This window comes from Vreelandella sulfidaeris Esulfide1, from assembly GCF_054072535.1.
The window spans coordinates 2,860,045-2,877,329 of sequence record NZ_CM133364.1 but is presented as its reverse complement, the minus strand read 5'-3'; the positions used below and the strand labels follow the sequence as shown (position 1 = coordinate 2,877,329).

Sequence of the window (17,285 nt, the reverse complement as noted above, 5' to 3'; positions counted from 1 at the left end):
AATGCCAACCTTTGAGAGGTCGGCATTTTTGTATCCAGATCGATTAGCGCTTAGCTGCAAATCGCTGGGTTTCTTGCAGGTGGGCATAGTCGAGTAGGATTTCAGCTGCTTCGAGCACGTAGGCACGATCGACAGCCAATGCCTCGTCCTCTTCACTCTCAGCATCACTCTCTGGCGAGGAGACGGTGTCGTCTGTCTCGTTTGCTACTCCGGCCGTTGTTTCTGTCCGAGCATCCATCCATTCGTCGAGTTCTTCAAGCCCCAGTGCGCGGCGGCGTTGGTTCTCCAGAGAGAGCTGTTCGGCTTCCTGGGCTTCCATCTCGCGCTCGCGCTGTTCGCGATTCAGGCTCACGCTGGTATGCTGCTCGCGCAACTGGCGGGCAAGCGTAGATTGGCGTTCCAGGTAGCGGAAGTTAGGATTATCCTCAGCGCGCACATCGTGCTGCGCAATAAGATTGTCCAGCATATTTTCAGGTTCGCCATAGCGACGATACTGAACGTTTTGGACGGTATCCCAGGCCAGCGCATTGTCCAGGCTGCTTTCACCGATACGTTCGGGATCAATCAGACTGGGGAAGTCGATATCCGGCTCTACGCCGCGGTTCTGTGTGCTGTCGCCAGAAATACGATAGAACTTGGCGCGGGTTAGCTTAATCTGCCCATGACTCAGCTCATTAAGCGTCTGCACAGTGCCTTTGCCGAACGTCGGCGTGCCTAGCACCAGGCCGCGTCCGTAATCCTGAATCGCACCGGCAAAAATCTCGGAGGCGGAGGCGGAGAGGCGGTTCACCAAGACGCCGAGCGGGCCGTCATAAAGCGTGCCTGCTTCGCTATCCCCATAAAGCTGGATACGCCCCTGGGCGTCGCGTACCTGGACGGTAGGCCCGCGGTCAATAAACAGACCGATGAGCGAGTTGGCTTCCTGCAGCGCACCGCCGCCGTTATTACGTAGATCAAGCACGATACCTTCTACGCCCTCTTCTTTAAGGCGTTCGACTTCTTTGGCAACGTCGCGGGTCGTGCTGCGATACTCTTCCTCGCCAGCTTGCCACGCGTCGAAATCAACGTAGAACGTCGGCACGTTGATAATACCAAGGCGGTGAGGTTCGCCGTCGCGCTCTACTTCAATAATTTCACTGCTGGCGGCTTGGTCTTCAAGACTAACGGTGTCGCGGGTAATCTCAACGACTTGCGAGCGGGTCATGTCGACCGCTTGGGCAGGCACTACATCTAAACGAACGGTGGAGCCTTTAGGGCCGCGAATCAGATCCACTACGTTATCCAGGCGCATGCCGACCACATTAACCATTTCGCCATCTTCCTGGCCCACGGCAGTAATCCGATCCGCCGGCTCCAACACGCCAGCACGTTCGGCAGGGCCGCCGGGTACTAGGCTGGAAACTTTAACGTATTCGCCGTCCGATTGAAGCAGGGCGCCAATGCCTTCAAGCGAGAGACTCATTTGAATATCAAACGATTCGCCTTGGCGTGGCGAAAGGTAACCTGTATGCGGATCAATGCTGCCAGCAACCGCTGCCATTAATACGCCAAAAACATCTTCGGATTCAGTTTGTTCCAATCGGGTCAGTTGGCCTTCGTAGCGCTGGCGCAGATTGGTTTCAATCTGTTCATTATCCTGCTCGGTTAAAGCAAGTGTCAGGGCGTCGTTTTTAAGCCGCTTGCGCCATAACTCATCGAGTTCGCTTTCGCGGGATGCCCAGGGCGCTTCTTCACGATCAATTTCTAAACGCTCGTTACTATCAAAATCAAAATCAAGACCTTCATCGAGCCGAGCAAGCAATGATTCAAGGCGAGCACGCTGCCGCTCGCTGAAGGTATTGTAAAGATCAAAAGCATCCTCCAGATCGCCATCAAAAATAGCGTCTGCCATGCCCGTCTCTAAATGCCGGTAGGGCTCGATATCACTTTGCAACAGATAGGCACGCTGGCCATCTAGAATATCCAAATAGCGTTGGAAAGTGTCCTGCGACCAAGTTTCGTCAAAATTTATATCAGCATAATGGCCGTAGCGGAGCGAGTCCGCAATTTCCACTGCCGCCTGGCGTTGTTCGTTGGTCGGCTCAAGTTGCGCAAAGGCGGCTGGGCTGGTAACAACCAGCATGACAGCCAAGGCGACCGAACGCGAAAGCGTTGCAAACAAGCTCATCAGTCAAGCTCTCCCGGATTTGTGTACACTCATCGTTCCCTAGACACGCAAATGACCCAAGAGTTGCGTAGGACGAGGGAGTATTGTAGCAGGTCGCCTGCGCTATGAGACTCAATCATTACTGTTATGAGGATTTACATGTCCGACACTTTCAACGCTGATCGTTTAACACGCCTATGCGATTTTTTGCGCCAATCACCAACCTCGTGGCACGCTACAGACAATATGGCCACGCGATTGGAGCAAGCCGGTTTTCAGCGGCTGGAAGAGAAGGCGAATTGGCAACTAACACCGGGTAAGCGCTACTACGTTACCCGTAATGAATCAGCCATTATCGCGTTTCAGTTGCCTGAGTCTGACTTGGCATCGCTGCGAATGATCGGCGCGCATACTGATAGTCCTGGGCTGCATTTAAAGCCTAACGCTTCGCAGCGCTCCGCTGGCTGGCTACAGTTGGGTGTACAGGTATACGGCGGTGTGCTGTTGGCACCCTGGTTTGACCGTGATCTGGGATTGGCGGGGCGGGTGCATGTACGCCACGCTGATGGGCGCTTGGAAAGTGTGTTGCTCAATGTCGACCGTGCTATAGCGACTATACCAAGTTTGGCTATTCATCTTGATCGAGACGTGAACAGTGGACGTCCGATAAACCCGCAGACGCAAATGGCACCAGTGTTGTTGCAAAGCGAGACGGCCACGTTAGCCGAGTTAGTGGCGCAATGGCTAGAAGAGCAGCATGGTTTACGTGCCGTGGAAATCGTTGATTTCGAGCTGGGCTTTTACGATGTGCAGCCGCCATCGCTTGTCGGCGTCAAACAAGAGCTAGTAGCAAGTGCTCGGTTGGATAACCTACTTTCCTGCTTTATGGGGTTGGAAGCGCTGTTAGCTTGCGATGGTAGTCAGGGCGCCCTGTTGGTAGCCAATGACCACGAGGAAGTGGGCAGTGCCAGCGCTTGCGGGGCTCAAGGTCCTTTTCTGGCGGACGTTCTAACGCGTATCAACAGCCAGTTAGGTGGCAAGGACGGCGAAAAGGGCAATGACGAGTCGCTGATTCAGCTGATTCAATCGTCGCTGATGATCTCTTGTGATAACGCCCACGCGCTGCACCCTAATTTTCGTGATAAGCACGACGAGCGCCACGGCCCAGCGATTAACGGCGGCCCGGTGATCAAGGTGAATGCAAGTCAGCGCTACGCGACTAATAGCGTCACCGGTGCGCTGTTTCGTGATGTCTGTCGCGAGGCGGACGTGCCGGTACAGTCGTTTGTGACTCGGGCGGATATGGGCTGTGGAAGTACCATTGGCCCGATTACTGCTACCGAATTAGGTATCCCCACTATTGATGTCGGCGTACCTCAGTGGGCGATGCACTCAATTCGCGAGACGGCGGGTGCCAGGGATATCGAATACCTGACCCGTGCGCTGGTAGGGTTCTTGAACCGTGCAAAGCTAAGCTGATTCCTCAAGCGCACACAAGCAAAAAAGCCCGCTGACGAGGTCAGCGGGCTTTTTTTTATAAGCTTTGGTGGCTACGCCCTGATTTGAACAGGGGACCCCATCATTATGAGTGATGTGCTCTAACCAGCTGAGCTACGTAGCCTTTCAACGGGGGCGAATGATACTGGAAGCCTCGTTGCTCGTCAATGTGTTATTACTGGCTACCGCTATACGTTGAAGCGGAAGTGCACCACATCGCCATCTTTGACGATGTACTCTTTGCCTTCCAAGCGCCATTTGCCAGCATCTTTGGCACCTTGCTCGCCGCCGAGCGTGACAAAATCGTCATAGGCCACCACTTCAGCGCGGATAAAGCCTTTTTGGAAGTCGGTGTGAATCACGCCGGCCGCTTCAGGTGCAGTCGCGCCTTCTTTGATTGTCCAGGCACGAACTTCCTTAACACCGGCGGTGAAATAGGTTTGCAGGCCCAGCAGTGAATAACCGGCGCGAATCACGCGGTCTAGCCCCGGCTCTTCCATGCCCATCTCGCTTAGGAACATGGAGCGCTCTTCATCATCCAATTCGGCGATTTCAGCTTCCAACTGATTGCACACGGGAACGACCAGCGCGCCTTCCTCAGCGGCAATTTCGTTCACAATATCCAGGTAAGGGTTGTTCTCGAAACCATCTTCATTGACGTTGGCGATGTACATGGTGGGCTTCAGGGTCAAAAAACCGAAGCTCTTCACTTGGCGCTGCTCTTCATCGCTCAAGCCGAAGCTGCGTAGCGGCAAACCTTCAGCCACGTGGGGCTGGATACGATCAAGAATCGCCTTGGTGGCAATGGCGTCTTTGTCACCGCCCTTCACCGAGCGAACCAAGCGCTGGCTGGCTTTTTCGACGGTATCAAGGTCGGCCAGTGCCAATTCTAAATTGATGGTTTCGATATCCGCGCGGGGGTCGACCTGGTTAGCCACATGGATGACATTATCGTTATCGAAGCAGCGCACCACGTGGGCAATTGCCTGGGTTTCACGGATATTGGCCAGGAATTTGTTGCCCAAGCCTTCGCCTTTGGAAGCGCCGGCGACCAGACCTGCAATGTCGACGAACTCCATGGTGGTCGGCAGTACTTTCTGCGGCTTGACGATTTCGGCAAGCTTATCAAGGCGCGGGTCCGGCATCGGGACGATACCCACGTTTGGCTCAATGGTGCAGAAGGGGAAGTTTTCTGCATCAATGCCAGACTTGGTCAACGCATTGAAGAGCGTGGATTTGCCGACGTTGGGCAGGCCGACGATGCCGCAATTAAAACCCATAAAATGTTCCTGAGAATAAGGTGTTGAGGCGATAAATTAAGCGCCATTCTACGAGATGAACTAGCCGTCAGTCACTGGCTAAAGGCTAGGGCTTCAAGCTGTGTAGCTGATTCATGGCTTTAGCCCAGTCGCCATCAAGTGCTAAAGGCAGGGTGGCGATGCACTCATCTAGGGCGCGAACGATAGCTTCTTGTTCAGCCTTGCCAGGACGGCCGAGTACATAATTAGTAACTTGACGCGCCTCACCTGGGTGGCCAATGCCAATTCGCGTGCGGTGAAACTGCTTTTGGCCGCCTAGTGCGCTAATAATATCGCGCAGGCCATTATGGCCTCCATGCCCACCACCTGTTTTGTAGCGTGCCTGACCGGGTGGAAGATCAAGTTCGTCATGGGCGACCAATAAATTATCAGGTGTCAGTTTGAAAAACTGACACAGGGCGGCGACGGCGGCACCGCTGCGATTCATGAAGGTGGCAGGATTGAGTAGGTGTAGCTCATGGTCACCTAGGCGCACCTTCGCGTAATGACCGAAAAACTTTTTTTCTGGCCGCAATTCAGCATGGGCGCTGCGCGCAATAGCGTCGACCAGCCAGAAGCCAGCGTTATGGCGTGTGGCTTCATATTCGGCGCCTGGGTTACCTAATCCAATAATGGCTGTTACCTGGCTCATCTTCGCACCTCATACAAAATATCCAGAAGGCCAACACTGTCCCGAAAGCATTATTGACGCTGCGCCAGCGTCGGGCCTAAAAAAAATCAAGCGCCGAGGCGCTTGATTCTAACATCCTGTTAGCAGCATGAGGGCCATGCAAGCATGGCCTCAACATGCTAAACGGGTACTTACTCGGCGCTGGTACCTTCTTCGCCTTCGCTTTCACCGTCTTCATCTTCTTCACTAGCACGCACTTTTACTTTCGTGATGCTAAGTACCGCATTGTCGTGCTCTTCACCGTGGGACAGGTCAACTGAAGTGACGCCAGCCGGCAGGGTAAGGTCAGACAGGTGCAGCGTCGTGCCAAGCTCAACGTCGGCGATGTCGACTTCAAGATAGTCTGGCAGGTCTTTTGGCAAGCAGCTGATCGCAACTTCGTTGGCCAGTACGTGCAGTTCACCGCCTTGGTCTTTGATGCCTACACACTTCTCTTCGCCCGTCACGTGCAGCGGCACGTTGATGGTGATTTCGTGAGTTGCATCAACGCGCAGGAAGTCAGCGTGGGTTAGCAGCGGCTTGAAGGGGTGACGCTGCAAATCACGAACAACGACTTGCTCTTCTTTACCATCGATCACGAGTTTAATGACCGAAGAGAAGAAGGACTCGTCTTCAATCGCTTTGTAGAAAGCGGTTTTTTCGACAGAGATGGACTGCGCGCCTTTTTCACCACCGTATACAACGGCAGGCACTTGCTGGTTCGCACGACGCAGGCGGCGGCTCGCACCTTTCCCCAGGTCGTTACGAACGCTGGCTTTTAGGATAAAATCAGACATGGAATTGCCTCTTAGTTTAAGTAAGGAACACGCCGCCGACCGCGACCAGACGACGACGTTTCCGTGGCCCCAAAAGGGGGCTGTATCGTCAGCGAATTAGTGGAACATCGCGCTGACAGATTCTTCGTTGCTGACCCGACGAATCGCTTCAGCGATAAGGCCTGCAACGCTCAACTGGCGAATTTTGCCGCTTCGACGTGCAATGTCAGATAGCGGGATGGTGTCGGTCACCACCACTTCATCCAGTACGGAGTTAGTAATATTATCGACCGCCGGGCCGGATAGAATCGGATGTGTTGCATACGCCACTACGCGCTTGGCGCCGTGATCCTTAAGTGCTTCACCGGCTTTACATAGTGTGCCTGCGGTATCGATCATATCGTCGACCACCACACAGGTGCGGCCTTCAATCTCACCGATGATGTGCATCACCTGGGCTTGGTTAGCCTGGGGACGGCGCTTATCGATAATGGCGAGATCGGCGTTCAGCTGCTTAGCAATGGCGCGTGCGCGAACAACGCCGCCTACGTCGGGAGAAACCACCACGAGGTCGCTGTAATTCTGGCGCTCGATGTCATCCAGCAAAATCGGTGAGCCGTATACGTTGTCAACCGGCACATCAAAGAAGCCTTGAATCTGATCAGCGTGCAGGTCCATGGTCATCACGCGATCCACGCCTGCTTTAACCATCATGTCGGCAACCACTTTGGCGGAAATGGGCACGCGCGCCGAGCGTACACGGCGATCCTGGCGTGCATAGCCAAAGTAGGGCAGAACAGCAGTGATGCGAGTTGCTGACGCACGACGCAGCGCGTCGACCATCAGAATCAACTCCATCAGATTGTCGTTTGTCGGTGCACAGGTGGACTGCAGGATGAAGACATCCTTGCCGCGCACGTTCTCATTGATCTCGACTGCGATTTCGCCGTCGCTGAATTGACCCACCGTCGCGTTACCCATACGGCTGTCTAAGCTCTCGGCAATTTTTTGAGCGAGCGCGGGATTAGCATTCCCGGCGAAAACCATCAATTTTGACACGCGCAACCACCTTTGCAGTGTTGGGGATCAGGGGAAAAACGCAGGCCATTGTTGGGTTGGCTGGGGTACCAGGATTCGAACCTGGGAATGCCGATACCAAAAACCGGTGCCTTACCACTTGGCGATACCCCAGCAATAACCTAACGCGCTGACCGGGCGCTTTTAGCTGCCCAGAGCGGGACTATAAACTGCCCAGAGCGGGGCTAAAATGAGCCCACATAGAGACTATAAATAGCCCAGAGCATCATGTAGGGGAGAGGTGTTGAGTCCTCGCGCTACCCATGTCGACCAATGTGGGCTCGCTAATTGCGCGATTGCCTGTGCTGTTTGCTGCGACTCAAAGGCAGCGAACACGCAAGCGCCCGTGCCGGTCAACCGGCTAGGTGCGTGCTGTGCAAGCCAGTCAAGGGCTTCCGCAATGGGCGGATAGCGTTCTTTTACGACAGCTTCACAGTCATTGCGCCACTCCGGCGCTCCCCCCTGCAGTGCGCGCGCCATAGTAATGGGGCGGCTGTCACGTGTCAATTGCGGGTCTTGAAAGATACCGGGCGTCGACACGCTAATACCGGGGTGAATAATGACAAACCAGGGGGTATCAAGCGTCACCGATGTCAGCTGTTCCCCGATCCCTTCCGCCCACGCGCTATGGCCGTGCACGAAAACGGGTACGTCGGCCCCAAGCTGTAACCCCAAACGTGCCAGTTCCTCTAGCGACAGATTCAGCTGCCAGAGATGATTCAACCCCACCAGCGTCGTCGCCGCGTTGGAACTGCCGCCCCCTAAGCCGCCACCCATAGGCAACTGCTTGTTAATAGCAAGGGAGACCCCCTGCAACGTGCCGCTGTGGTGCTGCAGTAACCTAGCCGCACGCACGATCAGGTTGTCATCGTGGTTTACGCCGCTGACTGCTTGGGTGAGCTGGATGTCGCCATCGTCACGAGCCGCCAGGGTAAGATGATCACTCAGGTCGATAAACTGAAAGAGCGTCTGCAGCGAGTGGAAGCCGTCCTCTCTGCGGCCCACGATATGCAGCATGCGGTTAAGCTTGGCCGGGGCGGGTAATGTCAGCTGCGAGTTCATTAAAACGATTACCCTTACTCTTCGCTGGCTTGCCACTGATTGACAACGAGCGTAATACGAACCTCGTCGTAGTTCATGATTAACCGGCGCGGCAGCCACATGCCTTCAAACTGTTCCCAGTCACGGTAGTCAATTTCCCAACCGTCTTGTGCCAAGTGGCTGGGAAAGCCGAATTCATCGGTTTCCAACTGGTAGTTATCATTTTCGTCAGGTAGGCCGCGCACCCAGTCTGGCATGGCGCTGACAGGCAGTGACCAGCCAAGTTGCTCTTCCATCAATGCTTCTGGGGTTTCTGCCTCAAAGCGTCCATCGCTATTGGAGAGTGAAAAACGCCCTTCGCGGCCCTCAAGCACGTTGCGCCCACCACCAAAAGGCCCGCTGATCAGCATGCGGAAATAATGTGGGGTTTGGTTCCAATCAAGATTGGCGCTGACGTTCTCTTCTGGGGTACGCAATCCCGCTTTGCCGACCAGTGTCCAGGTGTCGAATGCTTCTACCTCGGCCTGCTGACGTTCCCATTGGCCTGCCTGACGGCCACTTTCATCCATGGGAGCCTGGGAGGCACACCCTGCGAGCAAAAGTAGTGCGAAGCCGGCAAGCCAGAGGCGCGAGGAGTGCTGCGTTAAGGGCCAGCGGGGCGAAGGGGACGTCAGTGTCGGCATAAACAGGCTCCATGTTTAGGTGAGTACGGCGCAAGGGTAACATGATGAGTGCGCTTAAAGGGGCGCGCAGGGTTAGGGCGCCTCTGACGGCGTTAGTTCAGGGCTTAGATCCGGACTATGCTCAGGACGTAGCTCAGGAAAACGCTCAAGCAAGTCATCAATCTTAGGATGCAGGTTGGTTCGCTGCATAATCTGTTGTATCAATTGCCGTGCCTCTTCATCACGCCCCAGCGCTTGCAATACTTCGGCTAGGTGCGCTGCCACTTCTTGATCGGGCATTTGCATGTAGGCGCTCTCAAGCCAGGGAAGCGCTTCTTCCGGCTGTCCGAGCCTGAAATAGACCCAGCCCATGCTGTCGAGTACGGCTGGGTTGTCAGGATCTGCTTCGTAAGCGCGCTCAATCAGTTCAAACGCTTCTTGCAAGCGCCCCGATAAGTTAAGGTCGGCCAGGGTGTAACCTAGCGCATTGAGCGCCTCAGCATTGTCGGGGTCGGTGCGCAGTATCTGGCGTAAGTCCTGCTCCATGCCTGCAATGTCGCCTGCTTCCCAGCGTCGCATAGCGCGCATATAAAGTAATGAAGCGTCATCGGGCGTGCGGGCGATCTCACGGTCTAGTAATGCATTAGCGTCTTCGGGCTGATTCATTTCATCGAGCAACTGTACTTCGAGCATCACCAGTTCGGTAAAGTAGTTGTCAAAGCGCATCCGCTCAATGCGCAGAAAGGCGCGGGCATCAAGCAAGCGGTCTTCTTCTATCAGCATTTGCGCCGCCGCTGCGCGAGCGGGCAAAAATTCTTCCCCCTCACTGACTTGACGATAATAGAGAAGTGCGTTGTCGGTATCGCCTTGGGCCTGGGTGATCGCGCCGAGCAGGTAATAGGCCAGATTCGGCACCTCAGGTTGGCCAATGAGGGGCTGAAGCAGACGCTGCGCAGGTTCCGGGTGCCCCTCTTCCAGGTAGAGCTGTGCCAACGACAAGCGTAGATCCTCATTGCCACCATGACTTTCCAGCAGTGCATCGGTTTGCGCCTCGGCAGCACTGATGTTGTTAAGCCGAATTTCCGCCTGGGCTAGTAGCAAAATAAAACGCACGTCGTCAGGTGCTAGTTCCAGCCCTTGCTGAGCTGCGCGTTGAGCCGTGGAGTAATCTTCGGTCTCTAACGCCAAGCGGGCTCGTACTAACCATAGAGCCGCGGATTCAGGGTCAAGCAATGCGACCTGATCAAGCCGTCGTTGGGCAAGTGCCGTGTCGCCGAGGGCGGCTTCAACCAGGGCCGTGCCCAGCAGTACATCGCTATGGTGCGCTAACTGATCGGCATTGGGGCGAGCTAAATGTTCACGCAACTGCTGAACGATTAACTCCAATGGTGCCTCTTCAGCAATCGCAACCTCAGCAAAGGCGGTTACGTCGCCATGCCCGCCTGCTTCAACGATATCAAGGCGCTGCTCCAGACTGTCGAGCCAGTCGCCTCGCTGTAGCGAAAAAGCCGCCAGTAGGCGATTGGGTGCTTCTGCCTGGGGAGCCAGTTCGCGCCAACGTAACGCGGAAGCTTCTATTAATGAAGCTTCATTGCCAAAGCGAGCGGCGAAAGTAGCGCGTTCGGCCAGTGCTGGCTCGCGATAGCGCTGCGCTGCTTCTAGGTACCCCTGGCTTGCGTAGCGATAATCGCCACGCTGACCCGCAAGTTCGGCGCCGAGTAGCGTGCTCAGCCCCTCAGCATCCAATCCCTGGGTAATGGGCGGCGCATTGCGCATGGGGTCTTCGACCTGCATGCCAAAGGGGCCATCCTGTAAGCTAGATGAGGTTTGACAGCCGCCTAGCAGCAACGCAGCGGTAGCCACTGGGAAAAGCGTCGAATGCCGTAAAGCAGAGCCCGGAAATAATAAGCCCAGAAATGTAGAGCGAGGTCGCATGCGTCTCTCAATTAAGTGGCCGAATGCTCAGCATAGCGGCTTGCTTGCCTGCGGCAAAGTGGTGTGGGCCAGATGATAGCCTGCTGTGATAGAATGTTCCTCCTTGAAAAAGTGGTCAGCAAACTTCATGCATAGTGATATGCAGTGCTCGAACCACGCCAAAGACTTGTTTTAGCAAGCCCTAAATGACGATGCAGCCGCTTATAAGACCGGCGGTTGGCGTAAAGTCCGACACACTAGCGAAGACGCATAACGCATGACGCTTCTTGCCCTGGGAATAAATCATCGTACTGCCAGCGTGGCCGTGCGTGAGCAGGTGGCTTTTACACCAGCGCAGCTTGAAACCGCGTTGGCTGAATTACGTGACCTGCCACAAATCAGTGAGGCGGCGGTGCTATCTACTTGCAACCGCACGGAGCTTTATTGTGTCACGGATTCGGCTGGCGAGCAGGCGGTACTGAATTGGCTCGGACGCTTTCACAATTTACGCGTCGATGAGCTGACGCGCTGTGCCTACCATTATTTAGACAACGATGCGGCGCGCCATTTAATGCGCGTAGCGGTTGGCCTGGATTCCATGGTGTTGGGCGAACCGCAGATTCTGGGCCAGTTGAAGGATGCCTATCAACAGGCACGCCAATCTAAAGGGTTGGGCGGCGAGCTGGAGCGTTTATTTCAGCACACGTTTGCGGTGGCCAAGCAAGTGCGTACCGAAACAGGAATTGGTAAGAACCCTGTTTCAGTCGCTTATGCTGCTGTCAGCATGGCCAGCCGGATATTTGACGATTTCAGTCGTTCTCGCGCTCTATTGATTGGTGCGGGGGAGACCATAGAGCTGGTGGCACGTCATTTACACGAAGCGGGCGTTCGCCAGCTTACCGTCGCCAATCGCACCCGTGAGCGCGCTGAATTAGTCGCCGGCCCCTTAGGGGGAACTGCGATCACTTTGCAAGAAATTCCCGATGCGCTTGAACATGCCGATATCGTTATCTCATCCACCGCAGCACCTTTACCCATTCTCGGCAAAGGGATGGTCGAGCGTGCGCTGAAAAAACGTCGCCATCGACCAGTCTTTATGGTGGATATCGCGGTGCCCCGCGATATCGAACCTGAAGTGGGTGAGTTAGCGGATGTCTTCCTCTATACCGTTGATGATTTGGAAGAGGTGATTCAAGAGAATCGCCGTCATCGCCAGGTCGCCGCTGATCAAGCGGAGTCGCTGATTGAACATGGTGTGGGCAGTTGGCAACATGAACGACGTATTCGCAACGGCGGTGAACTGATCCGCGATTACCGCCAGCATGGCGAAGCGCTGCGTGATCTTTCCCGTGACCAAGCGTTAGAGCGGCTTGCCCGCGGTGAAGACCCCGCTAAAGTCATTGAGCGCTTGGCGCACCAATTGACCAACCGTTTGCTCCACCAGCCCACGCAGGCGATACGCGATGCGGCGTCTGAGGAGCAACATGAGCTATTAAATGCAGCAACGCGCCTGCTGTTACCCACAAAACCAGCCTTTGAAACTACCCTCGCGCCCACGGTTAACCGCCAGAAGGATGATACGCCCGCATGAAAGAGACTCTGCGCCAACGCTTAGACAGCTTTACGGAACGCTTTGAAGAGCTGGCGATGCTGCTGTCGGACCCTGACGTGATCAATAACCAGCAGCGTTTTCGTGATTACTCACGAGAATATGCCGAGCTAGAGGAGTTGGTGGCAGCTTGGCAGCGCTACCGTGACATCGAAACCAACATGGATGAAGCCGAGCAGCTCAGTCGCGATAGCGACGCTGACATGCGCGAGTTGGCAGAGATGGAACTAAGCGAAGGGCGTGAGCGGTTAGCAGAATTAGATATCGAGCTTAAGCGCCTGCTGGTGCCGAAAGACCCTGATGATGGGCGTGGGGTGTTTTTGGAAGTACGCGCCGGTACCGGCGGCGACGAGGCCGCCATTTTTGCGGGCGACCTGTTCCGCATGTACTCCCGCTACGCCGAAAAACGCGGTTGGCGGGTCGAGATCGTTAGTGCCAGCCACGGCGAGCAGGGCGGCTACAAAGAGATCATCTCTCGGGTGAAGGGTGATGGTGTTTACGCCCAGCTAAAATTCGAGTCTGGCGCCCATCGTGTGCAGCGCGTACCCGCAACCGAATCCCAGGGCCGTATTCACACCTCTGCCTGTACCGTCGCGGTCATGCCTGAAGTTGATGACGTCGGTGATATCGATATCAACCCAGCTGATCTGCGCGTGGATACTTACCGCTCCAGCGGCGCCGGTGGTCAGCACGTTAACACCACGGATTCCGCGATCCGCATTACCCACCTGCCGACCGGTGTCGTGGTGGAATGTCAGGAAGAGCGCAGCCAGCATAAAAACCGTGCCAAAGCGATGTCGCTGCTGGCGGCGAAACTTAAGCGCAATGCGGTGGATTCCCAGCGTCAAGAACAAGCCGATGCCCGCCGCTCATTGGTGGGCTCGGGGGATCGCAGCGAACGGATCCGTACCTATAATTTCCCCCAAGGGCGCATTACCGATCACCGCATTAATTTGACGCTTTATAAACTAAATGAAGTGGTCAGCGGTGAGCAGTTAGATGATGTGATTAATCCGCTGATCCACGAATATCAAGCGGAACAGCTCTCAGCCCTCCAGGACGTCTAATGTCGCTTGATGCGCTGCTAAAGCAGGCTGCCCAACGGTTGCTGACGGCGGGGTCACCCTCGCCGCGTATCGATGCGGAAGTGCTGTTGTGCCATATCCTCGGGCGGGATCGCACTTGGCTTTACACCTGGGGCGATAAAATGTGTTCGCCCTGGGAGCATGCCCGCTTTGATGCGCTAGTCGCTGCTCGTGTGCAGGGTACGCCGGTTGCCTATCTTACCGGCCAGCGCGAGTTCTGGGGGCTACGCTTAGCCACCTCACCCAACACACTCATTCCCCGACCCGATACCGAAACGTTAGTAGAGCTTGCGCTTAGTCGAGCACCAATGCCCACAGGCCGACTGCTTGACCTTGGGACGGGGACCGGTGCCATCGCGTTGGCATTCGCCAGTGAGCAGCCCGGCTGGCAGGTGCTTGGTGTAGACCTGCGTGAAGAGGCTGTCGAGCTGGCAGCGCGTAATGCACAAACCTTGGGACTGGTGAATGCGCGTTTTTTGCACAGCAACTGGTTTGCTGCGCTGGAAACCTATGATGAAGCCGGGACGCTTTTCGATATTATCGTCAGTAATCCTCCTTATCTTGCCGCTGGTGACCCTCATTTAGCCGAAGGCGATGTACGTTTTGAACCTCGCTCAGCACTCGTTGCAAAAGCTGATGGCATGGCCGATTTGCTGTATCTGGTAGAGTCTGCTCAGCACCATCTAGCAGCATCAGGTTGGTTACTTCTTGAACACGGCTATACCCAAGCCGATAAGGTACGCATGGCCCTCAGCAGTGCTGGCTACCAAAACGTTGAAAGTGTTCGTGACCTGGGTGGTCATGAACGGGTTACCCTAGGGCACCTTTAATAACTGCCTGATTCATCAGTATTGGATCCTGCCATGAAACCAAAAAATAGAACGCTGGACCGTATCGATCTTAAAATTCTGCGCTGCTTGCAGGACAATGCACGTATTTCATACGTTGATTTAGCCTCGGAAGTAGGCTTATCCACAACCCCTTGTCTGGAACGCGTTAAGCGTTTAGAGAAAGCAGGGATCATTCGTGGTTATCAAGCCATCCTTGACCCGGGCGCTTTAAAGGCCAATTTATTGGTGTTTGTGGAAATCAGCTTAGAAACGCAATCGCCCGCGGTATTCGATGAGTTTCGCCGTGCCGTCGAGAAGCTGCCACAGATTCAAGAATGTCACCTCGTCTCAGGTCAGTTCGACTACATTTTAAAATGCCGAATCCCCGAAATGGCCGCCTATCGCCAACTGTTGGGTGATGTGGTGTTAACACTGCCAGGCGTGAAAGAGTCGAAAAGCTACGTGGTAATGGAAGAAGTGAAAGAGAGCTTTAACTTACATATTCCCGCCTTTGAGGAATTTGAGGATAAATAAACCGATGATGGATGACCAGGCGCTGCTGCGCTATAGCCGCCAGATCATGCTTCCCGAGGTGGATATCGAGGGCCAGGAGCGGCTGAGTTCTGCCCATGCATTAATTATTGGTGCAGGCGGCTTGGGCTCTCCGGCAGCACTCTATTTAGCCGCCGCTGGGATAGGGTGTATTACGATCGCCGATGCTGATAAGGTTGAGCTTTCTAATCTTCAGCGCCAAATAGCGCATCAACAGGCAAGTATAGGTTTAAATAAAGCCCACTCTGCCCAGGCCAGCATGCAAGCACTTAATCCGCTTTGTGACATCGTTGCATTAGACCAACATGTCGAGGGCGAGTCGCTTGAGCGCTTAGTGGCTTCGGCAGATGTGGTACTGGACTGTACTGACCGCTTTTCAAGCCGCTATGCGGTGAATGCGGCTTCGCAAAAAGCGGGAGTTCCCCTGGTTTCCGGTGCGGCAATTCGTTTTTCAGGACAGCTAGCCGTATTCGACCCCCGCGATACCGAGTGCCCTTGCTACGCTTGTCTGTATCCACCCGATGACAGCGGCGATGAGGCGCTCAGCTGCGCAGAGAGCGGAGTCATGGCCCCGCTGGTGGGTTTGATCGGCTGCTTTCAGGCGGTTGAGGCGTTTAAGCTATTAAGCGGTGCTGGCTCTGCTCACCAAGGACTTTCCACGTTCGAGGGTTTAAGCGGCCAATGGCGGCATTTTCAAGTTCCCCGCGATCCCGCTTGTGTCGTCTGCGCTCACCGCCGTTAGGCCTGCAACGCTGTTAGCTAAACAATGGCGCTTTACGCTTCTGTTTCGTCGTGCGTGACAGTGGCTGCTTTTTGATATGTCGTATTTGTGGTTTTGTTCAATGTTGCCGTTTTTGCAGTCTTGCCTGATGTATCGTTAAAAGCGCTTTTCAGCATATCGTTATCGGGGTCCATATCGATACTGCCGTGGAAAACACTACCATCTTCTAGCACTAGGCACGGGGCCACAATAGTGCCTGAAACTTGCGCACCTTTGTGAATGGTCGCCCGATGTAATGCTACTAAATTGCCTTTTACCTCACCTGACACATGCAGGGTATGGGCAAAGACATCGCCTTGAATATAGCCTTTGGTACCTAGCGTTACGGTGTGCTGTTTGCACGTGATAATGCCGCTGACACTTCCTTCTACCGTCAAGTCTTCGTCGCTATTAATATCGCCTTCTACCTGTGTGTTGCTGCCGATAACAGAGAGGCTCGACCGCGCACTGCTGGTTGGCGAGCCTGCCGGCGATGATGAACGAGTATCAGGCTTTATTAGCGCCGCGGCTTTATTCTCAGGTGGGGCATTCTTGGCTTTGTTAAACATCGGATGACTCCAGGTGAATGACGCCAGAGCGCCTTTGGGCGCGCTTAATAGGTATAAAAACCTTCATTGAGCACTTTAATCTGCTTAATAACTTAATAAAGCCCGGAGTTAAGCAGAATGAGGGGGCTTATTCGCGCCGCCACAAACTTTTAGAGCGCGTATAACGTTAACTGGGGTAACCACATCTGAGGCAATAGGGCGGCGGTATGGGTATTCAAGCATGGTTTATTATTCTAGGTGTTGGCGCAATGATGATGATTGTGTGGGATGGCAAGCGCTGTAAGGTAAAACCGCATGTTTCTAGCGTGCCTGAAGGCTTGTACCAGACGCCAGTCGCTACTGCTTTCATCATCCCGGACGTATCGCTTAAAGAGAGGTCGCCACCAAAAGCAGTCGCCGCTAACGAGATGGAGCCCGCCGTTGCCAACGTTAGTGAGGGGAGTCGAATTGGGGCGGCTACACATATTTCAGGGAGAGTGATCGCTGATGAACCTGTGGTCATCAGGGGACATTTAGAAGGTTCTGTCATTGCCCCCAATCACCCTGTCTCAGTGGCTGCCTCCGGACATGTGGCGTCGTATATTGAAGGAAGCTGTGTCGATATTGACGGCCAGTTGGTGGGGACACTTAAAGCCAACACCAGAGCCACGCTACTATCACGGGCGCGCGTACAAGGTGTCGTTGAGGCGCCTCGCTTAGAGTGCATGGCCGGGGCTTGGCTCCAGGTCGATGTGGCTCAGAAAGCCAGCCTCTATCGTCCTAAAATCGCTTTAGTGTCATAGGAATGCTATCAGCCATA

16 protein-coding genes and 2 tRNA genes are annotated in these 17,285 nt (G+C 54.7%); 7 read left to right on the top strand and 11 right to left on the bottom strand.

Translation table 11 applies throughout. The features are described from left to right. Positions 1-43 precede the first annotated feature (43 nt). Positions 44-2,167 (bottom strand): carboxy terminal-processing peptidase, encoded by a 2,124-nt coding sequence (locus tag ACW44H_RS13455; protein ID WP_457505005.1) that lies wholly within the window; start codon positions 2,165-2,167, stop codon positions 44-46. Positions 2,168-2,305: 138 nt separating this feature from the next. Between ACW44H_RS13455 and ACW44H_RS13450 the strand changes: the two genes are divergently transcribed. After that, on the top strand, positions 2,306-3,625 hold the full coding sequence (locus tag ACW44H_RS13450) for a M18 family aminopeptidase (RefSeq protein WP_457505004.1): 1,320 nt from the start codon (positions 2,306-2,308) through the stop codon (positions 3,623-3,625). Positions 3,626-3,690: 65 nt separating this feature from the next. Here ACW44H_RS13450 and ACW44H_RS13445 read toward each other — a convergent pair. The 9 genes from ACW44H_RS13445 to ACW44H_RS13405 form a co-directional block, all read right to left on the bottom strand. Then, positions 3,691-3,767: transfer RNA gene (locus ACW44H_RS13445), tRNA-Met, on the bottom strand. A 64-nt stretch (positions 3,768-3,831) separates the two neighbouring features. After that, positions 3,832-4,923 (bottom strand): redox-regulated ATPase YchF, encoded by a 1,092-nt coding sequence (gene ychF, locus ACW44H_RS13440; RefSeq protein ID WP_457505002.1) that lies wholly within the window; start codon positions 4,921-4,923, stop codon positions 3,832-3,834. Between the two features lie 85 nt (positions 4,924-5,008). Continuing rightward, positions 5,009-5,593, bottom strand: coding sequence for an aminoacyl-tRNA hydrolase (gene pth / locus ACW44H_RS13435; protein WP_457505000.1), 585 nt, complete (start codon positions 5,591-5,593; stop codon positions 5,009-5,011). Positions 5,594-5,763: 170 nt separating this feature from the next. Then, positions 5,764-6,408 (bottom strand): 50S ribosomal protein L25/general stress protein Ctc, encoded by a 645-nt coding sequence (locus tag ACW44H_RS13430; protein ID WP_457504998.1) that lies wholly within the window; start codon positions 6,406-6,408, stop codon positions 5,764-5,766. 96 nt (positions 6,409-6,504) lie between these two features. Further along, a complete protein-coding gene (locus ACW44H_RS13425) occupies positions 6,505-7,446 on the bottom strand; it encodes a ribose-phosphate pyrophosphokinase (protein ID WP_196238098.1) in 942 nt (313 codons plus the stop codon). A 57-nt stretch (positions 7,447-7,503) separates the two neighbouring features. Next, positions 7,504-7,578: transfer RNA gene (locus ACW44H_RS13420), tRNA-Gln, on the bottom strand. Between the two features lie 93 nt (positions 7,579-7,671). Beyond that, positions 7,672-8,526: a 4-(cytidine 5'-diphospho)-2-C-methyl-D-erythritol kinase gene (ispE, locus tag ACW44H_RS13415; protein ID WP_457504997.1), complete on the bottom strand. Its 855-nt coding sequence runs from the start codon at positions 8,524-8,526 to the stop codon at positions 7,672-7,674. A 14-nt stretch (positions 8,527-8,540) separates the two neighbouring features. Continuing rightward, entirely contained in the window at positions 8,541-9,188 is a 648-nt protein-coding gene (lolB, locus tag ACW44H_RS13410) for a lipoprotein insertase outer membrane protein LolB (protein ID WP_113269950.1), read from the bottom strand. Positions 9,189-9,260: 72 nt separating this feature from the next. After that, positions 9,261-11,102, bottom strand: a complete 1,842-nt coding sequence (locus tag ACW44H_RS13405) for a tetratricopeptide repeat protein (protein WP_457504995.1) — start codon at positions 11,100-11,102, stop codon at positions 9,261-9,263. Between the two features lie 256 nt (positions 11,103-11,358). On the opposite strand from ACW44H_RS13405, the gene hemA reads away from it, so the two are divergent. The 5 genes from hemA to ACW44H_RS13380 are packed head-to-tail and all read left to right on the top strand — an operon-like array spanning position 11,359 to position 15,899. After that, positions 11,359-12,672: a glutamyl-tRNA reductase gene (gene hemA / locus ACW44H_RS13400; protein ID WP_457504994.1), complete on the top strand. Its 1,314-nt coding sequence runs from the start codon at positions 11,359-11,361 to the stop codon at positions 12,670-12,672. After that, entirely contained in the window at positions 12,669-13,757 is a 1,089-nt protein-coding gene (gene prfA, locus ACW44H_RS13395) for a peptide chain release factor 1 (RefSeq protein WP_113269953.1), read from the top strand. Before hemA ends, prfA begins: the two co-directional genes overlap by 4 nt. Continuing rightward, positions 13,757-14,605, top strand: coding sequence for a peptide chain release factor N(5)-glutamine methyltransferase (gene prmC / locus ACW44H_RS13390; RefSeq protein WP_457504993.1), 849 nt, complete (start codon positions 13,757-13,759; stop codon positions 14,603-14,605). Before prfA ends, prmC begins: the two co-directional genes overlap by 1 nt. A 33-nt stretch (positions 14,606-14,638) precedes the next feature. Beyond that, positions 14,639-15,139 carry an Lrp/AsnC ligand binding domain-containing protein gene (locus tag ACW44H_RS13385; protein ID WP_113269955.1) on the top strand — a complete coding sequence of 167 codons (501 nt, stop codon included), beginning with the start codon at positions 14,639-14,641 and terminating at the stop codon, positions 15,137-15,139. Between the two features lie 4 nt (positions 15,140-15,143). Continuing rightward, the gene (locus ACW44H_RS13380) at positions 15,144-15,899 is read left to right on the top strand and encodes a HesA/MoeB/ThiF family protein (RefSeq protein WP_457504992.1); all 756 of its coding nucleotides are present in this window, start codon (positions 15,144-15,146) and stop codon (positions 15,897-15,899) included. A gap of 32 nt (positions 15,900-15,931) precedes the next feature. Here ACW44H_RS13380 and ACW44H_RS13375 read toward each other — a convergent pair whose 3' ends face one another. Beyond that, entirely contained in the window at positions 15,932-16,486 is a 555-nt protein-coding gene (locus tag ACW44H_RS13375) for a bactofilin family protein (RefSeq protein WP_457504991.1), read from the bottom strand. A gap of 206 nt (positions 16,487-16,692) precedes the next feature. Between ACW44H_RS13375 and ACW44H_RS13370 the strand changes: the two genes are divergently transcribed. Next, complete coding sequence (locus tag ACW44H_RS13370) at positions 16,693-17,268, top strand: bactofilin family protein (protein WP_457504989.1); 576 nt, start codon at positions 16,693-16,695, stop codon at positions 17,266-17,268. Positions 17,269-17,285 lie beyond the last annotated feature (17 nt).